General features: G+C 45.1%; 14 protein-coding genes. 11 read left to right on the forward strand and 3 right to left on the reverse strand.

The features are described 5' to 3' along the window. Position 1: 1 nt before the first annotated feature. Together DLE54_RS09510 and gorA are read left to right on the forward strand one after the other, a co-directional pair. A complete protein-coding gene (locus DLE54_RS09510) occupies positions 2-454 on the forward strand; it encodes a threonine/serine exporter family protein (RefSeq protein WP_011961217.1) in 453 nt (150 codons plus the stop codon). Positions 455-673: 219 nt separating this feature from the next. Further along, positions 674-2029 (forward strand): glutathione-disulfide reductase, encoded by a 1356-nt coding sequence (gene gorA, locus DLE54_RS09515; protein WP_110816996.1) that lies wholly within the window; start codon positions 674-676, stop codon positions 2027-2029. A 126-nt stretch (positions 2030-2155) separates the two neighbouring features. Here gorA and smpB read toward each other — a convergent pair whose 3' ends face one another. Beyond that, positions 2156-2632, reverse strand: a complete 477-nt coding sequence (gene smpB, locus DLE54_RS09520) for an SsrA-binding protein SmpB (RefSeq protein ID WP_011961219.1) — start codon at positions 2630-2632, stop codon at positions 2156-2158. 429 nt (positions 2633-3061) lie between these two features. Here smpB and coaD point away from each other — a divergent pair, with 429 nt between their 5' ends. The 8 genes from coaD to DLE54_RS09560 all read left to right on the forward strand — a co-directional run bounded on the left by coaD (position 3062) and on the right by DLE54_RS09560 (position 12961). Then, on the forward strand, positions 3062-3571 hold the full coding sequence (coaD, locus tag DLE54_RS09525; RefSeq protein ID WP_011961220.1) for a pantetheine-phosphate adenylyltransferase: 510 nt from the start codon (positions 3062-3064) through the stop codon (positions 3569-3571). A 104-nt stretch (positions 3572-3675) separates the two neighbouring features. After that, the gene (locus DLE54_RS09530) at positions 3676-3927 is read left to right on the forward strand and encodes a YfhL family 4Fe-4S dicluster ferredoxin (RefSeq protein WP_011961221.1); all 252 of its coding nucleotides are present in this window, start codon (positions 3676-3678) and stop codon (positions 3925-3927) included. Between the two features lie 347 nt (positions 3928-4274). Beyond that, the gene (locus DLE54_RS09535) at positions 4275-6728 is read left to right on the forward strand and encodes a YgiQ family radical SAM protein (protein WP_110816997.1); all 2454 of its coding nucleotides are present in this window, start codon (positions 4275-4277) and stop codon (positions 6726-6728) included. Between the two features lie 188 nt (positions 6729-6916). Then, on the forward strand, positions 6917-7750 hold the full coding sequence (locus DLE54_RS09540; protein WP_110816998.1) for a DsbC family protein: 834 nt from the start codon (positions 6917-6919) through the stop codon (positions 7748-7750). A 314-nt stretch (positions 7751-8064) separates the two neighbouring features. Then, positions 8065-9402 carry a homoserine dehydrogenase gene (locus tag DLE54_RS09545; protein WP_110816999.1) on the forward strand — a complete coding sequence of 446 codons (1338 nt, stop codon included), beginning with the start codon at positions 8065-8067 and terminating at the stop codon, positions 9400-9402. Between the two features lie 119 nt (positions 9403-9521). Then, entirely contained in the window at positions 9522-10703 is a 1182-nt protein-coding gene (locus DLE54_RS09550; RefSeq protein WP_110817000.1) for a thiolase family protein, read from the forward strand. A 478-nt stretch (positions 10704-11181) separates the two neighbouring features. After that, positions 11182-12030: a DUF2382 domain-containing protein gene (locus tag DLE54_RS09555; RefSeq protein WP_110817001.1), complete on the forward strand. Its 849-nt coding sequence runs from the start codon at positions 11182-11184 to the stop codon at positions 12028-12030. A 229-nt stretch (positions 12031-12259) separates the two neighbouring features. Next, the gene (locus DLE54_RS09560) at positions 12260-12961 is read left to right on the forward strand and encodes a YsnF/AvaK domain-containing protein (RefSeq protein ID WP_110817002.1); all 702 of its coding nucleotides are present in this window, start codon (positions 12260-12262) and stop codon (positions 12959-12961) included. A gap of 211 nt (positions 12962-13172) precedes the next feature. Here DLE54_RS09560 and DLE54_RS09565 read toward each other — a convergent pair whose 3' ends face one another. Then, a complete protein-coding gene (locus DLE54_RS09565; RefSeq protein ID WP_110817003.1) occupies positions 13173-13517 on the reverse strand; it encodes a hypothetical protein in 345 nt (114 codons plus the stop codon). Positions 13518-13583: 66 nt separating this feature from the next. Then, positions 13584-16361 carry a preprotein translocase subunit SecA gene (gene secA, locus DLE54_RS09570; protein ID WP_110817004.1) on the reverse strand — a complete coding sequence of 926 codons (2778 nt, stop codon included), beginning with the start codon at positions 16359-16361 and terminating at the stop codon, positions 13584-13586. A 393-nt stretch (positions 16362-16754) separates the two neighbouring features. On the opposite strand from secA, the gene mutS reads away from it, so the two are divergent. Beyond that, on the forward strand, positions 16755-19799 hold the full coding sequence (mutS, locus tag DLE54_RS09575; RefSeq protein WP_110817005.1) for a DNA mismatch repair protein MutS: 3045 nt from the start codon (positions 16755-16757) through the stop codon (positions 19797-19799). Positions 19800-19820: the final 21 nt, after the last annotated feature.

Below are 19820 nucleotides of genomic sequence, written 5' to 3' on the forward strand. Positions count from 1 at the left end.
TATGTGGCTATTAAAAACGGTCCTCCTCTCTTGCATCATCACCCTAGGCTGGACCTTGATGTTTACTGTGCCTAAGCGCTATATTTTGCCCTGCTTGCTGATGACTGGCTTTGGGTTTGGGCTAAAAACAGCACTGGAGCATTACCATCTACCTTTGCCAGTGGCCAGCTTTTTTGGAGCCATGCTATCGAGCTTTTTGGGGGTTTATTTTTCCAAAAAATACACCTTACCGCCAAAGGCTCTCATCTCACCCAGTGTCATCTGTATGATGCCTGGTATTCCAGCGTATAAGGCGATGGTAAGTATGGTACAGATTGGCTATTTCGGATTTTCAGATGCTCTATTTAGCCAGATGATGAGTTATTTTTTTGAAGCCTTATTCATCACATCAGCTTTGGTGCTGGGCTTGTCTATCCCAGGTTTACTGTTTTATCGACGCAGACCTATTGTTTAAATAAAGATTGCCCTGATTAAAGACACTAAGAGTCAAACACTTGCCGCCCATTGACAACTTCGGTACTTTTGATGGTGATTTTTTACCTTTAAAGGTATTGATTTAGTTAAACATAAGCGGTTTGGATAAAAATCAACGCCAATAACCGTTACAATTATCCGCATCTTGTAAAGTGTTAGTACTGTTAAATTAATACACACCAATAAAAAAGGATCCGTTATGAGTAGACATTACGACTATATCGCTATTGGGGGCGGTAGCGGCGGTATCGCCTCTATTAACCGCGCGGCCATGTATGGCAAAAAATGTGCCATTATTGAAGCCAACCACTTAGGCGGCACCTGTGTAAACTTAGGCTGCGTTCCAAAAAAAGTGATGTGGTATGGCGCCCAAGTGGCCGAGGCCATGCACAAATATGCGCCAGATTATGGTTTTGATGTCGAAGTAAAAGGCTTTGACTTTAATAAGCTTGTTGAGACCCGCCAAAAATATATTGCCAATATCCACCGCTCTTATGAGAATAATTTGGCCAAAAATAACGTAGAGGTCATCAATGGCTTTGCCAAATTCGTCGATAGCAAAACCGTCGAAGTCAATGGTGAGCACATTACTGCCGATCATATCTTAATTGCTACCGGCGGCCGTCCTATCTATCCAGACATTAAAGGCGCTGAGTACGGTATAGACTCTGATGGCTTCTTTGCTTTGCAACAGCTTCCTAAACGAGTGGCTGTCGTCGGCGCAGGTTATATTGCTGTTGAGATAACAGGCGTGTTGCGCAGCTTAGGGTCAGAAGTCGATTTATACGTTCGCCAGCATTCTCCTTTGCGCTCTTTTGACCACAGCATCGTTAATGTCTTGCTTGAAGAGATGGCCAAAGAAGGCATCGAGTTACACACCCATACGGTGATTAAACAGATTGTTAAAAATGAAGATGGCAGTCTTACTATAGAATTAGAAGATGGTCGCACAAATACTGTGGACTGCCTAATTTGGGCGGTGGGCCGCGAGCCTGCTACCGATAAGATTAACTTGGAAGTGACTGGGGTTGAGACCAATTCTATCGGTAAAATCAAAGTTGATAAGTTCCAAAATACCAATGTGGCAGGCATTTATGCCGTTGGTGATATTATCGAAAACAGTATCGACCTAACCCCTGTGGCCATAGCTGCCGGTCGCCGCTTATCTGAACGTTTGTTTAACAATAAGCCAAATGAACATCTTGATTATAGCTTAGTGCCCACAGTGATTTTCACTCACCCCCCTATTGGCACTATTGGTATGTCTGAGATGCAGGCCATTGAGCAATATGGTGAAGACGCTATCAAATGCTACACCTCAAGCTTTACCCCGATGTATAGCGCTGTAACTCAGCACCGCCAAAAATGCACCATGAAGTTGGTGTGCTTAGGTGACGAAGAAAAAGTCATTGGCTTACATGGCATTGGCTTTGGTGTCGATGAAATGATTCAAGGCTTTGCGGTCGCTATCAAGATGGGGGCTACCAAGGCCGATTTCGATAATACGGTTGCCATCCATCCTACCGGCTCTGAAGAATTTGTGACGATGCGATAAGTCATTACTATTTTGGGCATTGGTTACTGTTTTATATTTTAGGACGAGGCAGCCTACAAAAAAAGGCCACTCTATTTTAGAGTGGCCTTTTGCTATGCTCGGCAATAAATAACCCTACCAAGCACTTTAATCCAAATGCTGCTTAAAGCCGCGCTCTTTATCACGCTCCCAGTCCCTGTCTTTAAGCGTCTTACGTTTATCATGAAGCTTTTTACCCTTAGCTAGGCCAATTTTGCACTTCACCAATGAGTCTTTCCAGTAAACCTCAAGCGGCACACAAGCATAGCCTTTTTGGTTCACCGCACCGAATAAAGTATCAATCTCTTTACGATTTAGCAGGAGCTTACGAGTACGGATACTGTCAGGGTCGACATGGGTTGAGCTTGATAATAACGGCTGAATATGTGCGCCAAATAAAAACGCCTCATTACCACGGAATACGACATAAGCTTCAGTGATACTCATCTTGCCAGCACGGATGGCTTTGACTTCCCAGCCTTGTAATACCAAGCCGGCTTCATAGGTTTCTTCAATAAAATACTCATGCCGCGCTTTTTTATTAGCGGCAATCTGATTGGATGGTTTTTTGGTCTTTTTCGCCATATTATTGTCTCTTATTTAAGCCAAGCAGCGCCTTAGTGTTTAAATCATTTATACGGGCCTGCTTGTCGTACATGTCCCTACTGAGCCTTTAAGCCGCTGTTAGATAGCCATAAACCAGTGTGCTACACAGTGCTGCTCTATAAAGACTAGATAGGTCGAGCCTTTAGTATAGCAAATTTGTCCTCCATTATTTTTCGTAGCTTTGTAAGCAGCCTTTTTATCTGGGTTGTTATGCCAAAGCAGTTGTCATGCTTTAATCACTAACTCCATTTTAGATAATCCGGCTCTATCTTAGATAATCTGGTTGTCTGTTTTTGGCCGATTACTACAGTAAAACTAAAAAACCTTGCTTGAATAAACTTACCTCTAGGCCAAAAATTTGTTACGATAGGCGCCTCTTTAATTCATTTATCATCTAAGCTTATCATCATGAATAAACCATCATCGCTCCATACTAAAGTCGTCTATCCAGGGACCTTTGATCCGATCACCAATGGTCATCGTGATCTGGTTAAACGCGCCGTTAAGCTATTTGATGAGGTGGTAATCGCCGTTGCTTTAGGCCATCATAAAAAACCCATGTTCAGCTTTGAAGAGCGTGTTGAATTGGTCGAATCGGTATTTGAGGATTTGCCACAAGTATCTGTGGTAGGGTTTGAGGGATTATTGGTTGAGTTCATGCGTGAGCAGCAGGCGACCGCTGTCCTGCGTGGTCTACGCGCCATGTCTGATTTTGAGTACGAGTTTCAATTGGCCAATATGAACCGAGAGCTTGATGAGAACTTTGAGGCCGTATTTTTGACCCCTGCCCCTGAGTACTCGTTTATCTCATCAACGATGATCCGCGAGATTGCCAAGTTAAATGGCGATGTGGATAAATTTGTTCCTGTTTGTGTTCAAAAAGCATTTGATAATAAGCGCGCTAATAACTGGCAATAGCTTTCCCTATTTACCCCCTTACACCCCTTATATTTTCAATACATCCTATGAACCGTCTTTTTGGGCGGTTTGTTAATTTTTTGACTTAGATTTGGAGCAGCATAATGGCTTTAATGATTACTGATGAATGCATTAACTGCGATGTTTGCGAGCCAGTTTGTCCCAATGACGCCATTTATGAAGGCGAAGAGATTTATGAAATTAATCCTGATCTGTGTACCGAGTGCGTCGGCCATTTCGATGAGCCACAATGCGTTGAAATTTGCCCAATAGACTGTATCCCTAATGACCCCAATCATGTGGAATCTGAAGGGGACTTAATGGCTAAGTATAAACGGATTGTGGGTCAGAATTAACCGTCTATTCTTAAAAGATAACGCGACTTAAAGACCATAGAGCTTTAATCTTCGGATGCGGGCTCTTTTTTATTGGCTATACCTATTGCATCCATCACAATGCCATATCAAGTTATGCTTTTATCACAACCTGAAGCAGATTCATGTTAAAATGAGCCCAATTCTATAAGCGCTTTTTTAAGCCGTTTACTGTACCCCTTATAATCCCTCAGTTTTATCACTATATTTTTTGACTACTACCCTCTTTTGACGTTGATTTATCGATCCCTATCGGTTTATTCCGAGAGCTAAACGATACAAAACAAACCCAAAGATTAAGTCTATAAATCATTATTTAGGTCATTACCATGTCTGCTGAAACCATCGCCCGCACCGCTTTTAAACAAGGTATTACGCCTTTATACGACTATGATAAGCACTGGGCCAGTTGCTATGAGCCTGCCCCCTTCCTACCCATGAGCCGTGCCGAGATGGACGAGCTGGGCTGGGATGCTTGTGATGTGATCATCATCTCAGGTGATGCTTATGTCGATCATCCAAGCTTTGGCATGGCGATTATTGGCCGCTTGTTAGAAGCGCAAGGCTTTCGTGTGGGCATCATTGCACAGCCTGATTGGACCAGCAAAGATGCCTTTATGGCGCTTGGCAAGCCAGTTTATGCTTATGGTGTAACTGCTGGCAATATGGACAGCATGATTAACCGCTATACCGCCGATCGCCGTATTCGCAGTGATGATGCTTATTCACCGGACAATGCACCAGACAAGCGCCCTGATCGCGCGGCCATTGTATATAGCCAGCGCTGCCGTGAGGCTTATCCTGATGTGCCGATTATTTTGGGCGGTATTGAGGGCAGTTTGCGCCGTATTGCCCATTACGATTATTGGTCAGATAAAGTGCGCCGCAGTGTGCTACTAGACAGCCGCGCTGATGTGCTGCTATACGGCAATGCTGAGCGTGCCATTGTCGATATCGTGCATGGTCTGTCAAAGGGTTATACCTTCGAGCAGATGAGTGATTTACGAGGGACGGCTTATCTATTGACGCCATCACGCCGCCACTGGAAAGCGGACATGATTGAGGTGGCCAGTAATGATGTGGATACCATTGGCCGTGTCGACCCCATTATCAACCCTTATGTGATGACTGAGGATTTAGACAGCTGCTCGATTGAAAAAGAAAAAGGCAACTCTGAGCGTAAGGTGAATGAAAGCCTATCCTCAATGGAACGTCAATACAAAGGCTTTGTCGCTGAAAAAGTGGATAACAAAGTCCTAAATGCCGATCAGGTTAATGAAGATGTACAAGTCGTTAAAATGGTCGGTCTTGAAGCAGATAAGCCAAAAACTGCCCGTAAGCACAAACTAAAGCTGCCACCACGCGAAAAGACGGTGATTCGCCTGCCCGATTATGAGCAAGTAAAATCAGATCCAGTGTTGTATGCCCATGCCAACCGCATTCTGCATTTAGAGACCAACCCAGGTAACGCCCGCGCCTTAGTACAGCGTCATGGCACCGGCGGTGGCAATTCAAGAACCGACATTGATGTGTGGTTAAACCCGCCACCGATTCCCTTATCTATGGAGGAGATGGATTACGTCTTTGATTTGCCTTATGCGCGTGTGCCACATCCCAGCTATGGTAAAGCACGTATTCCAGCTTTTGACATGATTAAGTTTTCGGTCAATATCATGCGTGGCTGCTTTGGTGGCTGTACTTTTTGTTCTATTACTGAGCACGAAGGCCGTATTATTCAGAACCGCTCTGAAGAGTCGATTTTACGTGAAGTGGAAGCCATTCGTGATACCGCGCCTAATTTTACCGGTGTGATTTCAGATTTAGGTGGCCCAACTGCCAATATGTACCGACTCAGCTGTAAAGATGAGACCATCGAGAAGAACTGCCGTAAACCTTCTTGTGTGTACCCTGATATTTGTGACAACTTATTGACCGATCACAGCAACTTAACCAAGCTGTATCGTAAGGCTCGTGATATCAAGGGCATTAAGAAGATTCTCATCGCTTCAGGTCTACGCTACGATTTGGCGGTCAAAGACCCTGAATACGTCAAAGAACTGGTCACCCACCACGTCGGTGGTTATCTAAAAATTGCTCCTGAGCATTCTGAAACCAACGTTTTATCGAAGATGATGAAGCCGGGTATGGGCTCCTACGACACCTTCAAACAAATGTTTGAGCAGTACAGTCAGGAGGCCGGTAAAGAGCAGTATTTAATCCCCTATTTCATCGCCGCGCACCCTGGTACAACGGATGAAGACATGATGAATTTGGCATTGTGGCTCAAGCGCAATGACTTTAGAACCGACCAAGTTCAAGCTTTCTACCCAAGCCCTATGGCAACTGCGACCACCATGTATCACACTCACAAAGACCCGCTGCATAAAGTGACTCGTGAAGGCGGTGATGTGGATATCGTTAAATCTGGCAAGCAGCGCAAATTGCACAAGGCGTTTTTACGTTATCATGATCCAAAAAACTGGGCAATGCTACGCGCAGCCTTAAAACGTATGGGCCGCGAGGACTTAATTGGTACCGCTCGTCATTGCTTGATTCCACCGTTTAACTCACGCTTAGAGGGCAAAGACAGCCAAGACACTTATCAATCGGCCCGTAAAAAGAACAGCCGTGTGGGCTCAGACTCCATCAAGCGCTCAAATGCTAATAAGCGCAGTACCGGCGCCGCCACTGCAGGCAAGCTGGGCCGAAATCCAAGTAAACAGGTCAAAAAAGGAAACTTTCAAACCCAGCATACCGGATTGCCGCCACGCGCGACCAAATAGGCAGACCAAAGTCTGAGTTTTAGACGGGCTATTTTTAGCAAAGTAATCGGCGTTTTTACCCAATAATTGCCTCACTGTTAACCGCAGTGGGGCTTTTGTTTATCTCAATTCTATCACCGATATAATATGCTAAACTGAGCGCTGCTTGTTAACTTCATTTGAGCATTACCCGCTAAGAGACACCTGTTATGACCCCTTTATTTCGCCAAAACTTATTAAAAAAATCACCCGCTTTCACCAAAGCGTCATTGATGGCATTGGCCATCGCCGTTGCTGGCTGTAACAGCAACAGCACTGAAGCTAGAAACGAGCCGAGCAAGACGCCCACGAGCGCCAAGCAAAATACCAGTGCCAGTTCTGACTCTGATCCGAAGGTAGTGGCCGCGTTAGAAGCCAACTTTAAGGCCTCAGGTTTTGAGCAAAAAATCATCTCGGCCATCCCCACCTCAATGGACAATATTTATTGGGTGACTGCCGAGGGCATGTCCGCCTTTTTTAGTGATAAAGAAGGTAGGCACATCATTCAAGGTCAGATTGTCGAGATTGGTCAAGCGCATCCGATTGATATCAGTGCCGACTTGATAGCACAGAGTGCCAAGCAAAAACTGGCAGCCGTGGATAAAAAAGAGATGATTATTTATCCGGCCAAAGGCGCCACCAAAGCTGTGGTCTATGTCTTTACCGATGCCGACTGCCCTTATTGCACCAAATTGCATTCTGAAATGAGTGATATCAATGCCCAAGGGATAGAGGTGCGTTATCTTGCTTGGCCACGCAGTGATGCCAGTATTCCAAAAATGGAAGCCATCTGGTGTAGCAGTGACCGTATGCAGGCCATGGACGACGCCAAAGCCGGTAAGCCATTATCCTCGCCTAAGTGTGATAGCCCTGTTCGTTCACACATTGAGCTGGGCATGAGCTTAGGCGTGAGTGGCACACCTGCTATCTTTACCGAATCTGGTCATCAAATTGGCGGCTATTTGCCTGCCAAAGAGCTGGCCGCCGCCGCCCTTGCTCACTAAGATTCTAATAACAGATAAAGGCTGTGCTCAAGTCAGTATCTGATGCTTTGTCTAGTCGATAAGTTAACACTTTATTCACCTAGCATTGGCTGCTAATATAAATGTCGTTTAGGGAAAAATGTTCAAGCAAATGCAGTGGGTTTGTGAAATTTAGGCATAAGTTTGTGCACTATTTAGTTTTTTAAAACAATAGTATTATAAGCCCTGATAGTAATACACTATGATGCATAAGAGGCGTACATACGGCGCTGTATCACGCGCTCTGCAAGATTGAACAATCGATAATAACGTTGGATAACACTACTGAGGATACCGTGAGTAAATCAATTAAATTGGCTATATTAGGGCTGGGCACTGTAGGTACAGGTGTCTTAGACCTACTTCAAGATAACTTATCAGAGCTAAAGAGGCGCAGTGGTCACGACATTGTTATTACCCAAGTCGGTACCCGCCGTCAGCGTGATGACATTGATCCCAGTATTAAGCAACAAAGTGACTTAATGGCCATTGCCCAAAGCGACGATGTGGATATTATTGTTGAGGTAATTGGTGGCCAAACCGTAGCCAAAGAGGTGATTATCCACGCCATAAAAAATGGCAAACATGTGGTTACTGCTAACAAGGCGCTACTGGCCGAACATGGTAATGAGATTTTTGACCTCGCTGATAAGCACAACGTCCATGTGGCTTATGAAGCAGCTGTGGCAGGCGGTATTCCTATTATTAAAGTGCTGCGTGAAGCTTTAGCGGCCAATAAAGTAGATTGGCTCACCGGTATTATTAATGGTACCGGCAACTTTATTATGTCAGAGATGCGCGATAAAGGCCGCACCTTTGAAGATGTGTTAGCAGAGGCCCAAGCGCTGGGGTATGCTGAGGCAGATCCTACCTTTGATGTCGAGGGTATTGATGCGGCGCATAAATTAGCGCTACTGGCCTCAATTGCCTTTGGTATCCCCTTACAATTTGATAAAGTTTACTGTGAAGGCATTACCGCTATCACTTTGCAGGATGTCACATACGCTGAAGAGTTGGGCTATCGTATCAAGCACTTAGGCTTTGCGGTACGTCGTTATGATGGGCAAGACCCTCAATCGGTTAGCAAAAAAGTAACCGGTATTGAGCTGCGCGTCCATCCGACCCTTATCCCACAAGATAAGCTGTTGGCCAATGTTAATGGTGTAAAAAACGCGGTACTGGTCAACTCGCATCCTTTAGGTCAGACTCTATACTATGGCGATGGCGCAGGTGCCGGAGCCACTGCGTCTGCGGTCATGGCCGATGTGATGGATTTAATTCGGGTATTGACCGTAAAAAATGGCCATCATGTACCGCACTTAGCCTTTATGCCCAACCAATTATCAGACACACCCATCTTGCCTGCTGAGCAGATGGTAACCGGCTATTACTTACGTTTGCAGGCCACCGATACCCCAGGTGTACTGGCTGACGTGACTCGTATCTTAAGTGATGCCGGCATTAACATTGATGCCATTTTACAAAAACCGGCACATCAAAAAGGACAGGTGCCTATCATCATTTTAACGCTACCGGTTATTGAAAGTCAGATGAATGTCGCCATTAAGAAGATTGAAGCCTTGCAAGCGATTACATCAGATGTGGTACGTATTCGCTTAAATGAGCTGGACTAAAAAACTTAGACTAAAAGAGTTAGACTAAGACATTAACAGAAGCAAATTAAGTGATCGATTTGGCCAAGCCATCAAGTCGCTTGGCTCTTAAATAAATAATATTAATTAAGGATAATACTATGTCATCAGATTCAATCGTTATTGTTAGTGGCGCCCGTACCCCAATGGGTGGTTTCCAAGGCGACCTTACTGGCGCAACTTCTCCGCAGTTAGGTGCAGCTGCTATTAAAGCTGCTGTAGAGCGCTCGGGTGTAAAGGCTGAAGAAATCGACGAAGTTATTATGGGCTGTATCTTAACCGCAGGCGTAGGCCAAGGCCCTGCTCGCCAAGCCATGCGTAATGCAGGTATCCCTGATAGCACTGGCGCTGTGACCATTAACAAGCTATGTGGTTCAGGTCTAAAAGCAGTGATGCAGGCGCATGATGCTATTAAAGCAGGCAGTGCTGAGATTATCGTGGCAGGCGGCATGGAATCTATGACCAATGCGCCTTATATTCTGCCAGGTGCACGTAACGGCTACCGCATGGGTCACAAAGAAGTCAAAGACCATATGTTCTTAGATGGCCTAGAAGATGCCGATACCGGTAAATTGATGGGTCAATTTGCTCAAGAGATGGCCGATGAAAAAGGCTATACTCGTGAGCAAATGGATGACTTCGCTATTGAGTCATTAAACCGTGCGCTGACAGCCATCAAAGAAGGTCACTTTAAAGATGAAATCACGCCCGTTACTGTAAAAACGCGTAAAGGCGAAGTGGTTATCGAGACCGATGAGCAGCCTGCTAAAGCCAATGCTGAGCGCATCCCTACCCTACGTCCAGCCTTCGCAAAAGAGGGGACCATCACCGCCGCTAATGCCAGCTCAATCTCTGATGGTGCTGCTGCGGTTGTGGTGACCTCTGAACAAGTAGCCCAGGACAAAGGCTTAAATATTGAAGCGCGTATCATCTCTACCGCTACCAACTCGCTGCACCCTAGCAAATTCACCATTGCCCCTATTGGTGCAATCGAAAAAGTGCTACAAAAAGCAGGTTGGTCAGTAGAAGATGTGGATCTGTGGGAGATCAATGAAGCCTTTGCTATGGTGACCATGGCGGCAATGGATGAGCTAAATATTCCTCATGCCAAAGTCAACGTTGAAGGCGGTGCATGTGCCCTAGGTCATCCAGTGGGCTGTTCGGGTGCCCGTATCTTGGTTACTCTAATCAACTCATTGAAGCGCACCGGCGGCAAAAAAGGCGTGGCCTCATTATGTATCGGTGGCGGTGAAGCCGTTGCTGTCGCCATTGAACTTGCTTAGAGCAATTCGGCCAAGTTAGGCCAAAATCTATTTATAAAAATTCTTAAACAGAGCCTCCAAATTTGGAGGCTCTTTTTTTTATCACACCGTAGCAACATTTACCCTACTTATCTTATCGGTTTGTAAAGCTAGACTCAAGCTGTGTTATTGCACTTACAGCAACTTACAGCGCTTTACGCAACTTAATACAGTGATACTCGTTTACTATATAAAGTCCCAAATTCAGTTGTTAATCTATAAATCAAGTCATCGACACAGCTTAAAGAATAGTTAAACAAAAATTTATATCACCTGTTTGACATTTTATAAGAACACTAAATTGAAGATTTAATTTTAGACAATAAAATACAACTTCAATCTAAAACGCCTTACTGAGTACTGTCAATGATTTTGGTAATGACTACCGTGCGAGAAATTAACTTTAGCAATAAATCCTTGATGGATTTTCAATTTAAATAATAAGACAAGGAAAACTATAATGAGCCAACTAATTCGTTTAAAAGACATCCAATCAACTCACCGTGACATTATTGGTGATGACTACTATGATCCAACTGGCAAAGCTGCCTATGGTGCTGGTGAAGAAAAAATCGGTAAAATTGAAGGCGCTTTAGTTGAAGATATCACTGGCCGTATCCGTTATTTAATCGTAGATGTGGGTGGCTGGTTTAGCTCAAAAGAAGTTTTAGTTCCTGCAGGTCTTGCCCGTATTGTTGGTGATGATGTGTTCTTTGACTCTTTAACTAAGTCTCAAGTAGAAGCTATGGAAGAGTATGACCATGACTATCAGTATAGCTATAAAGAGCAAGCGAACAAAGACCGCGCCGCCTTTGTTGCTGACACTGTACCTGCCGCTGAGCGTGTAGATATCAAAGAAGATTACTACAATGCACCAAACACTTTAGAGCTATTAGAAGAGCGTCTAACAGTTAACAAAGATCGCATCGTAGCTGGCTTGGTAAAAGTAGGCAAACATGTGGTCACAGAGAACCGTGCTGTAGATGTAGAGCTTGAAGAAGAGCATGCCCATATTGAGCGTACTGAAGTTAACCGTCCTACCACTCGCCGTATCGGTGATGATGCCGGTGCTGACTCAGTAGAAGTTGAGCTAGAAGCTGAGCGTGCTAATGTAAACAAAGAAACTTACGTTACTGAAGAAGTGAACGTAGGCAAAACTACTGAGCGTCACACAGAGACTATCAATGAAACTATCCAGCGCGAAGAGCTAGATATTGACCGTGATGGTAACATTGTCGACCGTGAAGGTAACATTGTAGAGCGTGATGACCTAACTGCTGATGATGTACGCGCTGCTCGTGGCAAATAAGCCCAAAGCCTTCTTATCTGCCCTAGCATAATATTAGTAAATTAGTTTTTACGATAATGAAAGCAGATAGGTACAAGCAATGACGTAAAAAGCCAGGGCAATGCTCTGGCTTTTTTAACGTCTAAAGCTTAGTTATACCTTGCCATTAGTTAAATGGCCATAGCGGCTAATCATATCAATAACATCCCCATCTTCAGATACCCATCCCTAATCATTATAGGAAATCATCATGAGCGATTTTAATTCAGACAATCAAAACAAAACCGACCCTTTTGTCAATCCCAATACACCACAGACCCAAAACCATTTAGACACAAGCATAGGTACAAGCATAGACAAAGCAGATAGCATAAATGGCTTGCCTGACAAAGCTGCCCCACGTCAAGGCGTCACTGACTTATCACATGAGGATAACCTACAAAGCCATAGTTCAGCTAATCCTAATGGGCAACGCACTGTGGTAGGCAGCTTAGAGCTATTAGAAGAAAGAGCAGTAGTAGATAAAGAGCGCTTGGATATTGGTAAAGTCAAAGTCCGCAAAGAAGTGCGTAGAAAGACGGTGAATGTGCCCATTGAGCTCATGGAGGAAATCTTAGTTATTGAAACTGACTATTATGATGCCGACTCAAGAGCATTTTTGACCAATGAGGTGAGCGATGAGGACATAGTGCGTCACATCGAGCCTACCTTAGACAGTCAGCCTAGCATTATGGTCAATGGCAATCAGGTTTTATTAGATAGTAATGAGCCGTTAGAGATCGTGATCTCACGCCAAGTGGCACTCATCAAAAAAGAGACTCATGCGGTGCAAGATGTGCGTATCGAAAAATCGACTCATTTGCATCAAGATACCTTTGAGGTGGAGCTTAAGCATGAAGAGCTTGATGTGCAAGAAGAAGGCTTTTTTGAACATGAGCGCCGCAAACGCTAACGTCCTGCAAGTCCAATATAAACTGATGAGATTTTGCGTCAATAATTCACAATGATTGGCTTTATTTGACTTAGAATTTTTACTTTAATAAAAAAAATAGCCGATACAAGTATCGGCTATTTTTTTAATGCTAGGTTATATAAATAGTGAGCATCTTAATACGATAGCGTTTTAATACGACAGTAAGCCACTAACCTCTTATTGAGCCCTCTTATTGGGCAGGGGCTGTCTCAGTAGTTTCAGCTGCAGCCTCTGACTGAGTATCTACATCAGCTGGTGCTGGAGTTTCAGCGGTAGGTGCGGCGTCCACGTCTGTTGCCGCCACATCGGCTGCGGCCTCATCTGCATTGGCAGAGCGCGCATCTACGTCATCTAAATCGTCGGCTACGATGGCAGGATCATTGCCTTCTGCCGGCTCAGCTGACATGGCTACTTCTGCCTCTTCATCTTGTGCAGGGGCTGGTTGCTCTTGCTTTTGACAAGCCGTTAACCCCAGTACTGCTGTAAGTGCCGCTATCCATACGGTTAGTTTTAATGATTTATTATTCATAGTCATAGTTTTATCCTCACCGTCTACAAAATTACGGTCTAGTTATGTCGGGAGTTTATACACGAAAAATTATTAAATTTTTCCGTGGCACTGCTTATAGCGTAAGCCAGAACCACAAGGACAGGGGGCATTACGGCTAATATTCATATTTGCGTACGGGTTATTACCATTGGCAGCAGCAGGTGCCTTAGTTGCAGTTGCCTGTTGTTCAGCCGCTAAGTTGCGCGCTTCAACATCAGGGTCACTATGACGTTCACCGGTTAGGCTGTCCACCTCATCGTGTTCAAACATCATCTGTTGGCGCTCAGCTTGAGCCAAACGCTCCGCTTCCATCGCCTCAAGCTCCTCACGGGTTGGGATATGCACGCGTGATAAGTCTTGTACTGTGTCTGACTTGATGGCACCTAGCATCATCTGGAACAGCTCAAACGACTCACGTTTGTACTCTTGTTGTGGGTCTTTTTGTGCATAACCACGCAAATGAATACCTTTACGCAGCTGATCCATCTGCGTTAAATGCTCTTTCCAGTGACGATCTAGGCTTTGTAGCATAAAATGACGCTCAAGCTGGGCGGCATTTTCTGGGGTCATCAGCTCACGGCGCTCACGATAACGGGCAATAGCGGTTTGAACAATCTTCTCACGCAGCCCCTCTTCATCTAAGCGGCGGTCACTATCTAACCAATCGTTAATTGGCATGTAGTATTTAAATTCGCTCTCAAGCTCATCTTCTAAGCCATCAATATTCCACTGATCATCAATAGATCCTGGGGGTACAAACTGGCTAATGAGCGCATCATAGACATCGCGATGCATCGCTTCGATGGCCTGTTTAAGATCGGCTTCTGCCAGCAAGTCATCACGCTGAGAGTAGATAACTTTACGTTGTTCGTTGGCGATGTCATCGTATTTTAGAAGGTTTTTACGCGCATCAAAATCTCGGCTCTCTACTTTTCCTTGAGCATTTTCGATAGAGCGAGATACCATTTTGTGTTCAATGGCTTCATCTTCTTTTAAACCCATAGCCCGCATCATATTTACCACGCGGTCGCCGGCAAAGATACGCATCAAGTCATCTTCTAGCGATAAGAAGAAGCGAGACTGGCCAGGGTCACCTTGACGACCGGCACGACCACGCAGCTGGTTATCGATACGGCGTGACTCGTGACGCTCTGAGCCAATAATATGCAACCCGCCTGCAGCCAATACTTCGTCATGCTTTTTCTGCCAAGCTGCTTTTAGACGCTGCATTTCCTCTGGGCTAACATTATCCGGATCACTAATGTGTGCCTGCCAGTTACCACCTAAAATGATGTCTGTACCACGGCCCGCCATGTTGGTGGCGATGGTCACCGCTTTGGGGCTACCTGCCTGAGCGATAATTTCTGCTTCACGCTCATGCTGCTTAGCGTTTAGGACGTTATGCTTAATACCTTCTTGGTCAAGCAAATAAGACAGCTCTTCACTGGCTTCAATGGTCGCTGTACCGACTAACACAGGTGCGCCTTTGGCTTGAATCTCTTTAATCTCACGGATAATACCTTTGTATTTACCCAGCTTGGTCAAGAAGATCTGGTCCTCTAAGTCGATACGCGCAATTGGCTTGTGGGTAGGAATAACTACCACATCAATATCATAAGTAGATTTAAATTCTGCCGCTTCGGTATCGGCGGTACCGGTCATGCCTGATAACTTGTCGTAAAGACGGAAATAGTTCTGGAAAGTGGTGGTGGCAAGCGTTTGGTTTTCTGCTTGAATTTCAACCCCCTCTTTGGCCTCTACAGCTTGATGTAGACCATCTGACCAACGGCGACCCGGCATGGTACGACCGGTGTTTTCATCTACGATGATGACTTCACCATTATCAACAATGTAATGTACGTTTTTAATAAAGATGTGATGCGCACGAATGGCGGCTTGTACATGCGCAAGTAGAGGCAAGCGAATTGGGCTATATAAGCTTTCATTTTCGCCAAGCTCACCCACTTCAATTAAGAAAGATTCAATTTTCTCGTAGCCTTTTTCACTAATCTCAATCTGGCGGTTTTTCTCATCGATCCAAAAGTCGCCATCTTCATTTTCTTTATTGGCTTCTTCGTCAGTTGAGCGAGTCAAACGCGGGATAATATTATTAATCAAAGCATAAGTGGCTGAAGAATCATCGGCTTGACCTGAGATGATCAGCGGCGTACGTGCCTCATCAATTAAGATAGAGTCAATTTCATCGATAATACAGTAGTTTAGTGGACGCTGTTTTTTTTCAGCCAAGCTAAACACCATGTTGTCACGTAAGTAATCAAAGCCATATTCGTTGTTGGTACCATAGGTAATATCGGATTGATAGGCCGCGACTTTTTCATAAGGGGGCTGCTGAGAGTAGATGACCCCAACGGTTAGTCCCAAAAAATCAAACAAAGGACGGTTTAATTCAGCATCACGCGCCGCTAAGTAATCGTTCACAGTAACCACGTGTACCCCTTTGCCACTAATGGCGTTGAGGTAAATGGCTAAGGTTGCCATCAAGGTTTTACCCTCACCGGTACGCATTTCTGCAATTTTGCCTTCATGAAGGGTGATACCACCGATGATTTGCACATCATAATGGCGCATACCCAGTACTCGTTTTGAGGCTTCACGACAGACCGCAAAGGCTTCAGGCAATAATGAATCTAAGCTTGCCCCCTCATCAAAACGACTTCTAAACTCTGCCGTCTTATCACGAAGCTGTGCATCTGTTAGCGCACTAATTGCCGCTTCTTGAGCATTTACCTTTGCGACAATTTGACGCATCCGCTTTAGCTCACGATCATTTTTGGTACCAATTACGCTTCCGACTATTTTTGACAACATAACTTTGTAGACCTACATATCGACTCAGTCAGACGCACATCTGCGCAGACCATAAAAAAATTTTATCTATTATATATGGTAACAGCCTTGATAGATACAAGGGTAATTGATTCTGTAATCACAAATTATTTGTTGCTTTTTAGCAAATCAGGCGTTGTATTTCTCCGCCTTAGATTTATGAGCAGAATCAATGCGGCAATAAATGCTAAAATAGAGGGTGGTTTTATCTCTCATTTACCGCATTCAAAGCGGTCACTAAATAAGCCCCCTACTTTAGATAATGCGTATCAGCTAAATGACCCACAATATAAATCATATAATAATGTAAACCGCTTGGTCTTTTAACTACGCCCCTTTTAAGCCACTTAATCTTTAAGCAAATAAGCAAAAATTATGTCTGACACCGTGCACACCACCTCACTGCTCAATATAGCTGGCGTTGAATACAATCTTGATGACCATACCCCAATGATGGTGCAATATTTAACCCTCAAAGCGCAGTATCCGCATGCGCTCTTGCTATACCGTATGGGCGATTTTTATGAGCTTTTTTTTACCGATGCTCAGCGAGCGGCTGATATTTTAGACATTACTTTAACCCGCCGCGGCAACGATAAAGCAGGTAACAATATCGCTATGGCCGGCGTGCCCTTTCATGCTGCCGAAAGCTATATGGCACGTCTTATTGCAGCGGGTGAAACCGTGGTTATCTGTGAGCAAGTCGAGGATGCCCCTGAGCTGAATGAAGAGCATGACACGAATAAGCCCACTGCGGCCAAAGGTATCATGCGCCGTGAAGTGGTCAAAACATTAACCGCTGGCACTCTCACCGATGATGCACTTATTGCGCCCAATCACACCCCAAGCGTTGTGGCACTTGATTTCAATTTAAAGAAAAATTGGCAACACCTAAAGAGTAGCTCAAATCAAGCGAGCCTAAACCAGATAGGTATCAGCCAGCTAGACATCAATGCCGGTACCATTCGTACGCAAACCCTGCCACTTTCTGAGGTTATTAAGCCGGCTGAGGCCAATATTGCTTATGTATCTGAGTCACAGGTGGATTATGAGGTACTGTTAAAGCAGCGTCTGCTCACCGTACTCAACAGATTTGCCCCAAGTGAAGTGATTATTCCAGAGACGTTAAGCGATGACTGGCGCCACTGGCTACAAGACAAGCTATATTGCCCAGTTATTAGTGTGGCGGCCAGCGACTTTCACCCCCAGCATGCCGGCGAAACAGTATGTCGACAGTTTAATGTACAAACCTTAGAGGGACTGGGCATCGCCGAAAGTTTGGTGGCACAAACCACCAGTGCCGCCTTAATCCATTATGCTCAGCAAACCCAGCAGCGCCATACGCCGCAGCTCACTGAACTGATTGTTGAACGTGATGAAGACTATTTAATCATTGATGACATTAGCAGCCGTAACCTTGAGTTATTTACCCCCGTTAGTCCCACGGGCACCAGTCTATTAAGCGTGGTCAATCAGTGCCAAAGCGCCATGGGCAGACGCTTATTAATCAACCAGCTCAAGCGCCCGCTACGTCTGGCCACTCATGTTGAGTCGTTAGGCTTGCGTCTTGATGCCTGCCAGTGGCTGATACAGACACCCACCAGCGCTGAGATAACTCAGCTGCAGCAAAGCTTACACAGTATCGCTGATATTGAGCGTATCAGTAGCCGCATTGCATTACACAGCGCCAAACCCCGAGACCTGCGACGCTTAGCAGACAGTATCAGACACAGTGAGCAGCTGGCCCACACGTTACAGAGCTTAGGGCTACAGGCGGACAGTGAGGGTCTACTGCCAAGCCTGCTACAAAACTTACCACTGCAAAAAAACACTTTATTAAAAATCGCTGAACACATCGAGTCGGCTATTATAGAGGAGCCGCCAGCACATATACGTGACGGTGGCATGATTGCAGAGGGGTATGACAGTGAGTTTGATCGCCTGGTTCATCTGCATGACAATATCCAGCAAACCCTTGATGACATGGCTGATGAAGCCCGTCAAAATTATCAGCTCCCCAGCCTAAAAGTAGGCTTTAACAAAGTCAGCGGTTTTTACTTTGAATTACCCAAAGCGCAAGCGTCTACAGCGCCGGATGTTTTTATTCGCCGCCAAACCCTTAAAAACAGCGAGCGTTTTATCACTGAGCCGTTGAAGAATCTGGAGGTAGAATATCTAGACGCCCAAAGCTTAGCACTCAGCTGTGAAAAGGCGTTATATCAAGAGTTACTGGTGCGCTTAAGTGAACAACTTCAAGATTTACAACAACTTAGCGCAGCCATCGCTCAGATTGACGTGCTGCTTAACTGGGCTGTACTTGCCAAAGATAATGACTGGGTACGCCCCACGCTTGACCCAAGTGGCAGTTATTTAGACATTCGCCAAGGCCGGCACTTAGTCGTAGAAGCCATGAGTCAGCCCAAAGCAACCCATGGCAATAGCCAACCCACCTCTGGGCCGCAGCATTTTGTGGCCAATGATTGTCAACTGGGCACGGAATCATTTAATGAGCGTCTACTACTCATCACTGGGCCAAATATGGGTGGTAAATCTACCTATATGCGCCAAACTGCCCTTATTGTGCTGCTTGCCTGCTGTGGCAGCTTCGTGCCGGCCGCCTCAGCTACCCTCGGTGACATTGATCGCATTTTTACTCGTATTGGATCAGCCGATGACTTAGCTGGTGGCAAATCTACCTTTATGGTGGAAATGATTGAGACCGCACAAATCTTAAATCTGGCCAGCCACTGCTCTTTGGTATTAATGGATGAGGTCGGCCGCGGTACGTCCACCACGGATGGTCTAGCGATTGCTCATGCCTGTGCCGTCCAGCTGTGTGAAATGGGTAGTCTCACATTATTTGCCACCCACTACTTTGAATTAACCGAGCTTAGTCAACAACGCAATCTTAGCGGTAAGCTAAGAAACGTTCATGTCGCCGCCAGTCACATCGATGGCCAGCTGTTATTACTGCACAAAATTGAGCCAGGTGCTGCCAGCTCAAGCTTTGGGCTGCATGTGGCAAAGATGGCCGGTATTCCTGACAAAGTTTTAATCGCCGCCGAACGCTACTTAAGCTTACAAAAATCCCTAAACGCAGTCACCCAAGAGCGTCATCACCCCTCAATAACGCCTAGGGATAATCATGCTAATTTTGATAAAGCTTATGCTAATGACGACGATAGCCGCTACGCAGCAGATTTAAATAGCTCAGCTCTTGATTCTGTGACACAAGATAGCCTGTCAACAGCGCCTGACTTGAGCCCTCATTTATCAAGTGAATCTAAAGTGCTTAGCCCTTTAAATACTAAGGCCAAAGCGATTTTAGATACGCTAAATGACATCTATCCTGATGAGTTGACACCCAGACAAGCCTTGGACTTAATTTATGAATTAAAAAAACAAGCACGCTTGGGCTAACAGCAATTTGTGAAAAATGCA

The sequence above is a fragment of the Psychrobacter sp. YP14 genome (assembly GCF_003209315.1).
GTDB classification, from domain to species: Bacteria; Pseudomonadota; Gammaproteobacteria; order Pseudomonadales; family Moraxellaceae; genus Psychrobacter; species Psychrobacter raelei.

Bases quoted from the DNA above. Each gene is read 5' to 3' on its own strand.
- DLE54_RS09510 (WP_011961217.1), top strand. From the start codon at position 2: ATGTGGCTATTAAAAACGGTCCTCCTCTCTTGCATCATCACCCTAGGC.
- gorA (WP_110816996.1), top strand. From the start codon at position 674: ATGAGTAGACATTACGACTATATCGCTATTGGGGGCGGTAGCGGCGGT.
- smpB (WP_011961219.1), bottom strand. From the start codon at position 2,632: ATGGCGAAAAAGACCAAAAAACCATCCAATCAGATTGCCGCTAATAAA.
- coaD (WP_011961220.1), top strand. From the start codon at position 3,062: ATGAATAAACCATCATCGCTCCATACTAAAGTCGTCTATCCAGGGACC.
- DLE54_RS09530 (WP_011961221.1), top strand. From the start codon at position 3,676: ATGGCTTTAATGATTACTGATGAATGCATTAACTGCGATGTTTGCGAG.
- DLE54_RS09535 (WP_110816997.1), top strand. From the start codon at position 4,275: ATGTCTGCTGAAACCATCGCCCGCACCGCTTTTAAACAAGGTATTACG.
- DLE54_RS09540 (WP_110816998.1), top strand. From the start codon at position 6,917: ATGACCCCTTTATTTCGCCAAAACTTATTAAAAAAATCACCCGCTTTC.
- DLE54_RS09550 (WP_110817000.1), top strand. From the start codon at position 9,522: ATGTCATCAGATTCAATCGTTATTGTTAGTGGCGCCCGTACCCCAATG.
- DLE54_RS09555 (WP_110817001.1), top strand. From the start codon at position 11,182: ATGAGCCAACTAATTCGTTTAAAAGACATCCAATCAACTCACCGTGAC.
- DLE54_RS09560 (WP_110817002.1), top strand. From the start codon at position 12,260: ATGAGCGATTTTAATTCAGACAATCAAAACAAAACCGACCCTTTTGTC.
- DLE54_RS09565 (WP_110817003.1), bottom strand. From the start codon at position 13,517: ATGACTATGAATAATAAATCATTAAAACTAACCGTATGGATAGCGGCA.
- secA (WP_110817004.1), bottom strand. From the start codon at position 16,361: ATGTTGTCAAAAATAGTCGGAAGCGTAATTGGTACCAAAAATGATCGT.
- mutS (WP_110817005.1), top strand. From the start codon at position 16,755: ATGTCTGACACCGTGCACACCACCTCACTGCTCAATATAGCTGGCGTT.